Here is a 13,841-nt window from a genome sequence, read left to right on the forward strand (position 1 = left end):
GCTTCGCATCGCACCACACATATCGCTTCGCAGCGCTGGCGTAGGGTCGCCGCGTCTGACGAAAAATTTAGAGAGCGTTTGCCCCGCCGTTCCGGAGCTTCCGGAGCGCAACGGCGAGGCGCGCATGGATGCCAGACCGTTAGTGCCAATCCACCACCCAGGCATGCGTCCCCAAGCCGCATCCACCGTCAGCCTATTCAAGCGAGGACATCATGCTCAATCTATCTCAGGTTCTATCCGACCATCCGCCCTGTCGACGTCATCCGCTTCTCACGCATGCGGTGAGGGTTGCCCTCGCCGTCGGTTTGCTGGGTAGCGTCGTTGTGCATGCCCAGGACGCGAATACCGGCACGGACACCAACACGCCGGCGAAAGGCACCAAGAATCTCGACGCCGTGACGGTGACCGGTTCGCTGATACGCCGCGTCGATACCGAAACGTCCAACCCGGTGGTCACCATCGACAGCGCGCAAATCGCCGCCAGCGGCAAGCCGACCGTCGGCGATCTGATCCAGCAGCTGCCGGCGATCGCCGGCAATGCCACCAATCCCGGCATCGACAACGGCGGCGGCACGGGCGCGTCGACGGTATCGTTGCGCGGTCTCGGCTCCAACCGTACGCTGATCCTGGTCAACGGCCACCGCCTGGCCTACGACGATGTCAACATCATTCCCTCGTACATGATCGAGCGCATCGAGGTGCTCAGCGATGGCGCTTCGTCCGTGTACGGCTCCGACGCCATCGGCGGCGTCGTCAATTTTATTCTGAAGGACCGCTACACGGGCGTGCAGCTGACCAGCGACTACGGCATCAGCTCGCACGGCGACGGCAACCGGCGCAACTTCAGCGCGATGGGCGGCATCTCCGGCGATCGGTGGAACCTGCTTGTCGGCGCCAGCCAGCAGAGTCAGAACGCTATTTCATCCAGCCAGCGCAGCTTTGCGGAGTATGCGCTGGCCTTGAAAAACGGCAGCGTGGTTCGTCTGGGTTCGTCGGCCACGCCGACCGGCTTGGTCGAGAACGCCGACGGTACCTATGTCACGCTCAACAAGGGCGTCGCCGGTACGACGACACTCGCGGATTACCACACATATACCTCGGCCGATTCATACAACTACCAACCCTACAACCTGGTGGAGACTCCGCAGGAGCGCACCAACCTGTCGCTGGTCGGCGATTTCAAGATCACGCCCAACGTCGACGCCTACGCCAACCTGTTCTACAACAAGACCTCGTCGTCCTCGATCATCGCGCCGGTGCCGATCTTCGCCAACTCCGACGACTTCTTCATTTCCAAGAACAGCTACTACAACCCGTTCGGCGTCAATTTCGGCACCGACCGCAGCACCGGCCAAAGCTACAACGACTTCAATACCCGCCTGACCTCGCTGGGCAACCGCGACTTTGCCAGCCAGACCTACAACCTGCAGTTCACGCCTGGAATCAAAGGGAATTTCGGCGACAGCAGCTGGCAGTGGAATGCGGACATCAACTACGCCAAGGTCAAGCAGAAAACCGAGAACGAGGGCTTCATCAACTATTCGGGTCTCGAGGAAGCGCTGGGTGCGTCGTTCAAGGACACCGACGGTGTGGTCAAGTGCGGCTCGGCCGGCAACGTCATCGCCGGCTGCACGCCGATCAACATTTTCAATGTCAATGATCCCACCACGATCGCCGCGCTGAAAAAGCTGATCGTCAATCCGGTAACCGAATACACCTACACCATGAAGCAGGCCGAGGTCAGCGCCAACGGTGAGTTGTTCGATCTGCCCGCCGGTCCGGTCAGCCTGGCGGCCGGCCTGTCGTACCGCAAGGAATCGCAATCCGACACCACCGACACGCCGATCGCCACCGCCATCAGCGACGGTGACTACGCCGGCCTGTGCGGCGTGGTGGAAGATTGCGGCACCGTGCTCAGCGGCAGCTACAACGTGAAAGAGGCCTATGTCGAAACGCTGATTCCACTGCTGTCGCAGAAGCCGTTGTTCTATTCCCTGAACCTGGATATCGGTTCGCGCTACTCCGACTACAGCGCATCCGGCTCGACCACCAACAGCAAGGTCGCGCTCGAGTGGCGTCCGATTGCCGACCTGCTGCTGCGCGGCACGGTTTCGCAGGTGTTCCGCGCGCCGAACATCAGCGAGCTGTACGCCGGCACATCGGGCGGTGCGTATGCCGCCACCGACATTTGCGATGGCTACACGGGCGGTCACGCGGCGGCATGCGTCAACGTGCCTACCGACGGCAGCTTTCAGCAGAACAACGCGCAGCTCGGGGTCAAGAGCTCCGGCTCGGTCGCCGCCGGCTACGATCTGCGGCCCGAGTACGGCAAGTCCTTCGACTTCGGCCTGGTCTACGATCCGCATTGGCTCCCCGGGCTGTCGTTCAGCGCGGACGTGTGGCGCATCAATCTCAACGACACCATCGTCGACGGCCTCGATCCCAGCACGATCCTCAACGAGTGCTACTACAGCGAAAAACTGTGCAGCCTGATTCATCGTTCGGGCAACGGACAGATCAGCTATATCAGCCTGCCGACGGTGAATCTGGGGCAGACCGCCGCCAAGGGCGTGGACTCCACCGTTCAATACACGTTCGCCACCGACACTTACGGCAAGTTTGCGGTCAGCCTCAACGGCACCTATACCGCGCGCTACGAAGTCGATACCGCCCCGGGCGATGCCAGCGTGCCGGTCACGCACTGCGCCGGCTCGTACTGCTCGGTCTACGGCGAGTTTCCGCGCTGGCGCGGCCTGGGCACGCTGAACTGGAAACTCGGCAACTGGGGCGCCAGCTGGACGATGCGCTATATCGGCCGCACCCGCGTAGGCAGCGACGTGCTTTCCGAAGGCTATTCGGCCGATGAAAGCATTCCCGGTGTCGAGCACAAGATCGGCGCGTATACCTACAACAACGTGTCGGCGAGCTACGACTTCGCCAAATATCACACCACCGTGTCGCTCGGCATCGACAATATCGCCGACAAGACACCGCCGCTGTTCTACCAGTGGGGCAGCAATTCCAATACGGATGCCTATACGTACGACCAGATCGGACGTTACTACTGGGTGCGAGCCACCGTCACGTTCTGACTTTGCAAAAGATGGCCGGCGCTCGCGCCGGCCATCGAGGACTGTCCATGTTTTCTCTTGCGCGTTTTCGCTACCGGTTATGGGCAGGATGCCTGTGCGCCTTGTTTGCATCGCCATCGTTCGCTGCCGAGCTGCCCAGGCTGGTGCAACAACACGGGCGCTTTGCGCTGTTCGTGGATGGCGCACCCTATACGGTGATGGCCGCACAGCTGCACAACTCCAGCGCATGGCCCGACACCCTACCCGACACCTGGCGCAGCGTGGAAGCACTGCACGCCAACACCGTGGAAGCGCCGGTCTACTGGGAGCAGTTCGAGCCCGAGCCCGGTCACTTGGACACCACCAATATCGATGCGTTGATCGATCAGTCGCGCCAGCACGGCGTGCACCTGATCCTGCTCTGGTTCGGCAGCTGGAAAAACGGCCAGATGCATTACGCCCCCGGCTGGATCAAGAGCGATCCCGCGCATTACCCGCGCGCACTCGACGCACACGGCGAGCCGGTCGAGGATCTGTCCCCGTATGCCGCCAGCAACCTGCAGGCCGACGAAAAAGCCTTTGCCGCCCTGATGCGTTACCTCAAGCAGAAAGACGGCGAGCAGCACACCGTGATCATGGTTCAGGTGGAAAACGAGCCCGGCATGATCGGCGGCATCCGCGATCACAGCACTGCCGCCAACGCGGCTTTCCATAGCAGGCTGCCATCGTCGCTCGCCGCCGCCCTGCATCGACCCGACGGCAGCTGGAGCGACGTCTTCGGCAACGATGCCGACGAGATGTTCAACGCCTATGGCATATCCCGCTATATCGATCAGGTAGCGGCCGCCGGCAAGGCGGTGTACCCGCTGCCGATGTACGTCAACACCTGGCTGCGCTACAAGGGCAAACACCTGCCCGGCGACGATTACCCCAGCGGCGGCGCCACCTGGAACGTGCTGGATCTGTGGAAAGCCAGCGCGCCGCACATCGACCTGATCGGCACGGATCTGTACACCACCGACTACGGCGAATTTACCAAGGTGGTCGACCAGTATGCGCGCCCGGACAATCCCGCGTGGATTTCCGAGACGGGCGACGAAGCGGGCAATGCGCCGTATTTTTTCTACGTGCTGGCGAAGGGCGGCATCGGCTTCTCGATCTTCGGTGTCGACAACGCAGACGACACGCCGGCGCTGCAGGCTGCTACCGCCGCGCATGCGCGCAACTTCCAGCTGGTCGGTGCCATGCAACGTCAGGTGGCGAAGGCCGCCTTCGATGGCCGGCTGCTGGCGGCGATAGAGCTGCGCGGCCAGCCGAAGAAGACGCTCGATCTTGGCCGCTGGCAGGCCAAGGTGTCCTTCGGTGCGCCGATGTGGGGCGACGCGCCAGCCGAGCTTCCGGGCAATCCCTCGGCCGACGGCCACCTGCTGATCGTCCGGCAAAACGACACCGAGTTTCTGGTGTCCGGCGTCGATGCGCGGGTGGAATTCGAGAGACACAACGACGATCACCGTCATGGCCAGCTGCTGCGTGTCGAACAAGGCAGCTTCATCGACGGCCAATGGCACATGCAGCGCCTGTGGAACGGCGACGAAACCGATTACGGGCTCAATTTCGGCAGCAGGCCGACGCTGCTTCGCGTCACCGTCGGCAGTTATTGACCGACCCGATTGGCCGGGACGGTAACGATAACCCCGGCCCTCATGCGGGCATCGCATGCGTATCTCTTGGTGCTCGGAACATTCGCGATCCGGTTATTCGTATCGCTCGCTTGGCATCGATACGTCGGAGTGAATTTCACATGCGCTTGGGGTTCTGCACAGTCGGCCAAGCTCACGATCGTAGCGCCCCTCTGACTTGTCACCTGAATACATATAAACGATAATTGTTCTCATTAAAGGTAGCCAGCCCACGCCAGCAGCCTCATCGCCTTGCTTGTGTGGCCGTCCCGTCGGTCCGACGAGCAACTTCGCTGACCTGACTGGGACTTCCTTTCGTGAAAAACGCTTTGCCTAAGCGGCGCGTTGCGCCGTTCGTTTGCTCCAGCCCTTCCCGCCTAATCTTCCCCGTGCCGCTTCATGGACTGCGCAAGCGTACGTGGGCGACAGCCTTGGCCGTGGCCATCGCGGCATCGTCCAGCTATGCCGGCGATGCGACGTCACAGACGGGTGGCGATGCAGTGCCCATGGAAACAAAAACCAGCCCGAGTACGCACGCAAAGACGCTTTCCAAAGTCACGGTGACCGCGCAAGGCGCCACGGGGTACGTCGCCAGCGATGGCAGCGCGGCGACAAAAACCGATACGCCGATCACCGAAACACCCCAGTCCATCTCGATCGTCACCCGGCAGCAGATCGACGATCAGCAGCCGCAAAGTCTCAATGAAGCGCTGCGCTATTCCCCCGGCGTCGTGCCTGAAACGGAAGGCACCGCGTCCAATTTCTGGGGTGCCAACAGCCTGCAGCTGCGCGGCTTTACGCCGGGCGTGTTTCTGGACGGTCTGCAGGACGACAGCTCGGCCAACGACATGGTCGATCCGTATTTTTATCAGCGCATCGAAGTGCTCAGCGGACCGCCGTCGGTGTTGTATGGGCAAGCAAGTCCCGGCGGTATCGTCGATGTCGTCAGCAAACAGCCCACCGCCACGCCCCTGCACGAAATCACCTTTGGCCTGGGCAACTATGATCGTTATCAGGCCGGCTTCGACTTCAGCGGTCCGCTCGACCAGGACGGTCATTGGCTGTACCGATTGACCGGCGTCGGGCTGACGCAGAGCACCCAAACGTCGTGGATCAAGCACAAGCGTTACGGCATTGCGCCGGCGCTCACGTGGCACCCCGACGAAAACACCTCGCTGACCGTGCTGTCGAACTTCACCTACAGCCCCGACATGGGCGATTACTCCAACGTTCCCGCCGTCGGATCGGTACTGCCCAGCCCGCTGGGCAAAGTCTCCGCCGACTTCAACCCGGGCGATCCGAGTTTCAACAAGGCCGAACAGCGCCTGGCCATGATCGGCTATCAGTTCGAACATCACTTCAACGACATCTGGACGTTTCAGCAGAACGCGCGTTTCACCGACAACCGCAATGAAGCGAACATGATCTGGCCTTCCGGTTTGGAAGCCGATGGCGAAACACTGGATCGCTACGCGTTCGTGCGCCATATGAGTGCCAGGTCCTTCCTGATCGATAACCGTCTGACGGCGCAGTTCGATCTGGGCGCCATCAAAAATACGATGCTCCTTGGCGCATCGTATTCGCGCCTCCATGAAAACTGGAATTACGGCTCCAACTTCGACGTACCGCCGATCAATATTTTCGCCCCGGTCTACGGCGTATCGGTACACGGCCCCGATCCGGCTTCGCTCAGTGCCTACGTCGACCACAGCCGTCAGACCGGTGTGTATTGGCAAGATCAGCTGAGCCTGGATCATTGGCGCTTGCTGCTCGGCGTTCGCCAGGATTGGATCAAGACGGATCAGACCAGCAACGATGCCAGTCTGGCCATCCCCAACCAGTCGGACAACAAGTTCACCTGGCGGACGGGTCTGGTTTATGTGTTCGACAACGGACTGGCGCCGTACGTGAGCTACGCCACGTCGTTTCAACCGCAGTTCGGATCCATCACGACGAGCGGTAAACCGGCATTGCCGACCACCGGCCAGCAATACGAAGCGGGACTGAAGTTTCAGCCGGCCGGAAGCAACAGCCTGCTGACGGCGGCCATCTACAACCTGACCGAGCAGAACGTGCCCGAGGCCGCCCCCCTCGATCCCGGCTTCGTGACCCAGGTGGGAGAGATTCGCTCGCGCGGAGTGGAACTGTCCGATCGTACCGCGCTCGGCAACGACCTGAACCTGATTGCAAGCTACGCGTATACCGATTCGCGCTACACCCGAACACCGACGATCGACACCGGCTACGACGGTGTTGCCGCGCCAGTGCAGGGACATTACCAATACGCGGTGCCCAGGCAGACCGCCTCGCTATGGCTCGATTACACCGCGCACGGGTCGCTGCTGCAGGGCCTGGGCATGTCCGCAGGCCTGCGCTATGTGGGATCGTCCTACGGCGACGATGTGAATTCGTTCAAGGTGCCCGCTTTCACGTTGCTCGATGCGGCCCTTCGCTACGACATGGGCACCGTCGACCCAGCGCTGCAGGGACTCAAGCTGCAGCTCAACCTCTCCAATCTGCTCGACAAAACGTATGTCTCGGCCTGCACAAGCAGCGCTACCTGCAACTTTGGCGTACGTCGCACCATCTACGCCAGCGCCACCTACGACTGGTAAGCCGCCATGCTCGCCAAGCATTCGCTCAAACGCTGGTATCTCATCCACAAGTGGAGCAGCCTGATTTGCACGGCGTTCCTGTTGCTGATCTGCCTCACCGGCCTGCCCTTGATCTTTCGCGACGAGATCGATGGCTGGCTGCAGCCCCATCACTATGTCCGCCTGCCTGCCGACACCCCGGCAGTCAGCCTGGATAGCCTGGCGACAGCGAGTCACCGGCTATATCCCGACGAGGTCATCGCCTCGATGTTCGCCGACGATGACGAACCGCAGATCTATGTCTGGATGGCGCCTTCGTTCACGCAGATGCGCGCGCAACCCAAGAGCATGCATTTTATTCGTTTCGACGCACGCACCGGCGAGGTTCTGGAGACATCGAAGTCCGCTGCTGAGCAGCCCAGGACCTTCATCGACATCATGCTGGCGCTGCACACCGATCTGTTCGCCGGCTTGCCGGGTGAACTTTTTCTCGGCGCGATGGCGCTGATGTTTGTCCTGGCGATCGTGTCCGGCATCGTGCTGTATGCCCCTTTCATGAAGAAGCTGGCATTCGGTACGGTACGAGCAGACCGTTCGTCGCGTCTAAAGTGGCTGGATCTGCACAACATGCTTGGCATCACCGTCATGGCATGGACACTGGTCGTTGGCGCGACGGGTGCGATGAACGAACTCTCCACGCCGTTGTTCGCTCTATGGCAGCAGACCGATGTGAAAAATTTGCTCGGGTCGTATCAAGGTACGGCCGTACCGCCGCAGCTCGCCTTGCCATCCGTACAGACGGCAAAGGAAACCGCCAGTCGCGCTGTGCCGGGCATGACGGTAACCGCCATGGTTTATCCGGGCAACCCTTATGGCAGCCCCTATCACTATCTGTTTTGGGCCAAGGGGAGCAGCACGCTCACGTCGCGTCTGCTTACTCCGATCCTGGTGGATGCCCGCTCGGGCAAACTCAGTGCGGTTGTTGGGATGCCTTGGTATCTGCGCGCCCTGGAGGTGTCGCGGCCACTGCATTTCGGCGACTACGGCGGGCTACCGCTGAAGATTATCTGGGCTTTGCTCGATCTGATCGCCATCGGCATCCTTATCAGCGGGCTGTATCTATGGATCACTCGACGCAACACGCGATCGACCCGACTGGACCGCATCGTCGCCAAACATCTCGGCGACGCGACCGGGTCTGCGCAGCATTTGCCATGAGCCGCGCATCGTCCAGCCCACGCCACGGGCGCACCTGGTCCGCTCCTGTCCTGCTTGCGCTGACCACGGCGGCAGGACTGCTCTGCGCTTTGCTGGGCGAGCAAAGCGGCTGGAAGGCGCTCGCGTGGTTCGCCTTGTCGGCGCCCGTGATCACGGCGATCCGGTTTACTTGGTTTCCAAAATCGTAAGGAGAGGCCGGCAGGGTTCGCCTCGCGATCGACTCGGAGCATGCTTCGACGTGGAGGAAAGGATAGCCACCGCTAGCGGACCGTCACGCTTGACCCACAACACGTTCGGGCAATGCCGCAACAACCGTCGACCCGCTGCCGTTACCGGTGAGGCGCTGCATGAGCGGCACGGAGTCCAGCAGCATGATGGTGGTCTGGTCGGGCAAGTCGACGATCTCGCGCAGATCCTGGCGCAACTCGGTGTCGAGCTGGTTCGCGACCATAGCGGGAACGCGCAGCTTTTCGGCGCGTTCGATATTCACAATGTTCTGCACGGCATCCACCACAAGGCCGTACTTGTACCCGCCATGTTCGACAATGAGGATCTTGCTCGCAGCAAGGTCCTCTGCCTCTTTCATACTGTAAAGACTGCGCAGGTCGATAACCGTGATCAGCGTCTGCCGCAAGTTGAGCACGCCGCGCACATGGGACGGTGCGCCAGGCGGTCGAACCAGCGTGGGGTCGTAGTCGATCACTTCGCATAGCTGTTCGATTCGCAGGCCCATCAGTCGATCGAGATGGAACGTCACCCATGTCTCGCGTGCTCGCTGGCGAGTGGTTTCCACGTCGCGTAGCTCATCATCGGCCACCAAATACAGATCGTGATGGCCTTTCGCCAGCTCTGCCATATAGGGTTCGGCCAGCAGTGCGGGCGCGCTGACCAAGATCAGGTCGTGGGCACCGGTGTCACAGCGGCTGATGCAGCCAGCGAACAAGCCTGCCTGGCCGCGGATAGCCGGCATCGGAAGCAACTGCGCACCGAGGTAGGCGACTATGCTGTCGACCTCGTCCACCAGCAGCCCGAGGTAGGAGTCGTCCCGCCGCAGCACCATCACGCGGCGCAGGTCTTCGCTGTCCGAGCCATCGGCTGCTTCCGTACTGCAGCTCTCCAGTCCAAGGAAACTGGCGAAATCGACTACCGGTACGGGGCGACCGCGCAACTGCAGCCAACCGCGGCAGCTAGAGTCGGCGAGCACCGAATGCTCCAGTACGGGGAACCGGACGATTTCATGTATGGCTTCCATCGGCAGTGCCATGGGTCGTCCCCCCACCTGGAACGATATCGCCTGATGGCGGCTCCCCTGGGCCATGCGACGCTGGCTCGCCTGCTGTGCAAGGTCCGGATTGAGTATATGAGGCAGGCCCGGCAGGCGCGACAGTACGTCGGCCGAGAGCACCTGCAGAATACGCTGACCGAGATGGAATGCGCTTTCGATCAAACCGAGCGATTCGCTGCCGTGACGCAATGGCACGATCTGGCCAGTCGACACTCGCAGGATCTCACCGGTGCGATCAAACAAAACGCCCAGGCGCATGTCGCCGGAGGCGATCACCGCGATCCGGGCTTCGCTGTGATCAGTGCCATTGGGCAGGCCGAGGAAGCTGCCCAGGTGCACGATCGGAATCAGCAGGCCGCGCAGAATGAACATTCCCAGCAGGTGCGCCGGTGCCAGCGGCATCTTGGCGATCGCATCGGGGAAGGTCACCACCTCCTGCAGCGCATCGATCGGCAGTGCCAGCTCGAATTCGCCCAGATGGAATGAACCGTATAGCTGCACGGGGTTCTGAGCGGCAGGTGCAGCAGGGGAAGACGGACGATCCATAGGGCGGTCCTTTAGTTGATGCGTTCGAAGGTACGCACGACATACTGTCGTGTTTCGCAATGGATGCTCAGCTGGCGGCCACTCGTGCCGCCGATATCCGTGTGCACCACGCGAATACCCGCCTCGGCCAGCAGTCGTTGAGCCATTCGAGTGTTCAGTTCGCCGATCATCCCGTAGAGGGCCGGTCGGAGGTGATGCATCATGTAAGCGCCTCCCGCGATGACCGCCTCGAGCTGGTGATAATGCGAAGGCTCCGCACCGATCAATCGCAGTAGCGAAGGAATAGCGTCGGTGACGTACTTGGCCGATAGTTGTTCGGCACGCACGGCCGATTCCGGCAATAGGCAGTGTGCCAAAGCGCACAGGTCACGCTCACGCCATAAAAGGCCAATACCGACGCACGAGCCAAGCGTGCTGCGCAAGACTTGCGGTGCGCTGCCGGATCTCACCTCGCACATCTTCACGTGGACATCTTCCCCGATCATGCCGCTGCGTCCGCATTTCGGTAAATGAGCGGCTGCTGATAGGTGAAACCGGTGCGGATGCGGTTGAGCGACTCGGATTCGCCGACTAGCAGTACGGCCTTCGATGCCATCGATTGCCGGACATTTTCCAGTACCGTTTCCTGTCCGGCCTCGTCGAAGTAGATGAGCACGTTGCGCAGCATCACCAGGTCGAAGCGAGTGGGATCCTTGAGGCGCTGATACAGGTTGTGTGTGCGGAAGGTGACATGGGCGCGCAACGACGGTGCAACGGCGTGCGTTACCCCATCGGGTTGGAAGTACTTTTCCAACATCGCCGGTCGTGCCTTTTGCAAGCCCTCGACGTTGCGGCCGAAGTATGTTCCGACGCCGCCGACGTCGAGCACGCGCTGTGCGATGTCGGTGCCGAGGATGCGGTAGTTAAAATCCGTATGCTTCTGGTGGAACTCTTCGAACAGCATCGCTGCCGAGTAGGCCTCCTCGCCGGTAGATGCGGCGGCCGACCACATCTGCAGCGTGCTGCCCGCGTTGCCCGCATACCACGCGGGTAGAAAATCGTTCCAGAGGTAATCCCAGATCCGCGGCGTACGGAAGAACGAGGTCTCATTCGTGGTGACCATGTCGATGAAATGCCCCACCTCCACCGTCGAACTGTCCAGCACGGCGAGGTAATCGCCGTAGCTGGACAGGGACAAGGCCTGCAATCGTCGCCGCAAGCGCCCATGCAGCAGGGTCCACTTGCGATCCGCCATATCGATGCCAGTGTGCCGGCGTACTCGAGCAAACAACGCCTTCCGGGTGGCTTGGTCCACGATAGCTTCGGCATCGAACATGGATGACTCCGTCAGACCGCGAAGTTTTTGACGGTAGCACTCAGTTCACCGGCACCCTCCATCAGATCGCCACAGGCGCGAGCGATGTTGTCGCAGGTAGCGGCCGTCTTCTCCGTTTCCTCGGCAATGTGCTGCACGGCCGTGGCCACTTCGCGCGCCGCCACCGCCTGCTCTTCGGCGCCGCATGAGATTTCCGACATCGCCTGGGTGGTACGAGCCACGCCGAAGACGATCTTGTCGAAAGCCTCCGACGCCTCCTTGGAGATATCGCTGCCCTGCGCGATGCGCTTGGTCGACTCATTGATCAGCTTGGAGATCTCCTTGGCGGCCTGCGACGAGCGCTCCGCCAGCTTGCGCACTTCATCGGCGACCACCGAGAAGCCCAAGCCATGCTCACCGGCGCGAGCCGCCTCGATAGCGGCGTTGAAGGCAAGCAGGTTGGTCTGGCTGGCGATCTCGCCGATCACCTTGCTGATCTCGCCGATATCCTCCGAGGACTTGTTGATCAGGTCCATCGCTTCGATCGATTTGTCGAGCGCCTTGGCGCCGCGCTCAGCCTCCTGTTGCGTGTCCTTGGCCAGCTTGTCTGCACCTTGCGCATTGCTGGCTATGGAGTTGATCGAGGCAGTGAGCTCTTCGATAGTGGCGTTCATCTCCTCCACCGTGGCCCCCAACAGCTGCGCGCCGCTGGCCATGGAATTGGACTGCTCGGCAATCTGCGTGGAGGCGAGAGAGAAGTGCTCGGCACGACGTTTGACCAGTTCCTCGAGCTCTCCCTGCGACGTGATGTCGGAGGCGAACTTGACGATCTTCTGCAGACGTCCATTGCCGTCGTAAATCGGGTTGTAGCTGGCTTGCAGCCAAATCGTACGGCCGCCTTTAGCGACGCGGCGATAGCGGCCGGAGTCGAACTCGCCTCTGCGCAACCTTTCCCAGAACGCTGCGTACTCCGGGCTCGCCGTATATGCTTCCTCGCACAGCACGCGATGATGCTTGCCGGCAATTTCGTCCAGGCTGTAACCGACGACCGCAAGGAAGTTGGCGTTGGCTGTCAGCACACAGCCATCGAGGTCGAATTCGATCACCGCCTGCGATTTTTCCAGTGCCGTCATCTTGCCTTGCAACTCGGCTCCTTGGTTACGCGAGGAGGTGATGTCGGTGGCAAACTTGATGATCTTGTAGGGCTTGCCCTCGCTATCGAGGACCGGGTTGTAGGAAGCGTTGAGCCACACCTCGCGTTTGTCTGCACCGATACGCTTGAATTCGCCCGTCTCGAACTTGCCGCTGGCCAGCCGCTCCCAGAATTTCTCGTAGTCGGGACTGGCTACATGGGCGGGGTCGCAGAATATACGGTGATGCTGCCCGATCACCTGCTCGAGCTTGTAGCCGAGCAAGCCGAGAAAATTCTCGTTAGCACCGAGAACCTTTCCCTTCAGGTCGAATTCGATGATGGCTTGAACGCGGTTCAGTGCGCTGCTCATCCCCTGCAGTTCTTGGAGGTTGGTTATTTGCAGGTTGGTTGCTTCGTTACCCATGGTTTTGCCCCTTGGTCAGTATGCGAGGGAACGGCCAAACCTGGCAGAGAGCTTGCCGATGAGAGACTCTTGGGAAAGGGTCTTTCGCACAGTCAAGGGAACCAATACCTGTTCGTCCGCTTTCAATAAACGGGGCCAAGCGGACAGGCTATAGCCAGTCAGCTTTTTTGCTGCTTTGGCATCTCCGCTAGCATCCTGCCGCGCATTGCCCGCGCGCTGAGCCTAGGGATTTATCGACGCGGCCCGAAAAAACTTTAGCTGCCATGTGGAATTGTGATGTATGCCTGTGCGCGGCTTTCAACTTTGCGGTATGCACATGCGAACCCCCGAGGAATTCACAGCGAACTGCTGCAAGGGTCGGATCAACCAGCTCCGATTTGATTGAATGGATTTGCCGCCGCAGCGAGTGGCCTTCCGTGCCGGCGACACGAGAGCCAGCCAAACCGGCGACACCGGTTCGGTCTATCCTGGAATACCGTACGGCAGCCCGTGTATGGCTTCCAAGATCGCAAGAAGATGCCGGTGACGTTCAAGCCTCGGCCGACTCGGAGCATGCTCCGATGTGGAAGACGCGTCATCCATCTGCCGCTCGCCGAGC

The 13,841-nt window shown here is 60.9% G+C and carries 9 protein-coding genes; 5 read left to right on the forward strand and 4 right to left on the reverse strand.

Features of this window, described 5'->3' with window-relative positions:
* The first annotated feature begins 212 nt into the window (after positions 1 to 212).
* From HDE78_RS18355 to HDE78_RS18375, 5 genes are all read left to right on the forward strand, one after another.
* Positions 213 to 3,092, forward strand: a complete 2,880-nt coding sequence (locus HDE78_RS18355; protein WP_179482186.1) for a TonB-dependent receptor — start codon at positions 213 to 215, stop codon at positions 3,090 to 3,092.
* A gap of 47 nt (positions 3,093 to 3,139) precedes the next feature.
* Complete coding sequence (locus tag HDE78_RS18360) at positions 3,140 to 4,732, forward strand: DUF5597 domain-containing protein (protein ID WP_179482188.1); 1,593 nt, start codon at positions 3,140 to 3,142, stop codon at positions 4,730 to 4,732.
* Between the two features lie 524 nt (positions 4,733 to 5,256).
* On the forward strand, positions 5,257 to 7,365 hold the full coding sequence (locus tag HDE78_RS18365) for a TonB-dependent siderophore receptor (RefSeq protein ID WP_179482190.1): 2,109 nt from the start codon (positions 5,257 to 5,259) through the stop codon (positions 7,363 to 7,365).
* Positions 7,366 to 7,371: 6 nt separating this feature from the next.
* Positions 7,372 to 8,562 carry a PepSY-associated TM helix domain-containing protein gene (locus HDE78_RS18370; protein ID WP_179482192.1) on the forward strand — a complete coding sequence of 397 codons (1,191 nt, stop codon included), beginning with the start codon at positions 7,372 to 7,374 and terminating at the stop codon, positions 8,560 to 8,562.
* The gene (locus HDE78_RS18375; RefSeq protein ID WP_179482194.1) at positions 8,559 to 8,750 is read left to right on the forward strand and encodes a hypothetical protein; all 192 of its coding nucleotides are present in this window, start codon (positions 8,559 to 8,561) and stop codon (positions 8,748 to 8,750) included. Before HDE78_RS18370 ends, HDE78_RS18375 begins: the two co-directional genes overlap by 4 nt.
* Before the next feature lie 83 nt (positions 8,751 to 8,833).
* Here HDE78_RS18375 and HDE78_RS18380 read toward each other — a convergent pair whose 3' ends face one another.
* The 4 genes from HDE78_RS18380 to HDE78_RS18395 are packed head-to-tail and all read right to left on the reverse strand — an operon-like array spanning position 8,834 to position 13,243.
* The gene (locus tag HDE78_RS18380) at positions 8,834 to 10,393 is read right to left on the reverse strand and encodes a chemotaxis protein CheW (protein WP_179482196.1); all 1,560 of its coding nucleotides are present in this window, start codon (positions 10,391 to 10,393) and stop codon (positions 8,834 to 8,836) included.
* 11 nt (positions 10,394 to 10,404) lie between these two features.
* On the reverse strand, positions 10,405 to 10,878 hold the full coding sequence (locus tag HDE78_RS18385; RefSeq protein WP_179482198.1) for a chemotaxis protein CheD: 474 nt from the start codon (positions 10,876 to 10,878) through the stop codon (positions 10,405 to 10,407).
* Entirely contained in the window at positions 10,875 to 11,708 is an 834-nt protein-coding gene (locus HDE78_RS18390) for a CheR family methyltransferase (protein WP_179482200.1), read from the reverse strand. The genes HDE78_RS18385 and HDE78_RS18390 overlap by 4 nt, the downstream gene beginning before the upstream one ends.
* A gap of 11 nt (positions 11,709 to 11,719) precedes the next feature.
* Positions 11,720 to 13,243, reverse strand: a complete 1,524-nt coding sequence (locus tag HDE78_RS18395; protein WP_179482202.1) for a PAS domain-containing methyl-accepting chemotaxis protein — start codon at positions 13,241 to 13,243, stop codon at positions 11,720 to 11,722.
* Between the last annotated feature and the right edge of the window lie 598 nt (positions 13,244 to 13,841).

The sequence above is a fragment of the Rhodanobacter sp. K2T2 genome (assembly GCF_013408815.1).
Lineage (GTDB): Bacteria > Pseudomonadota > Gammaproteobacteria > Xanthomonadales > Rhodanobacteraceae > Rhodanobacter.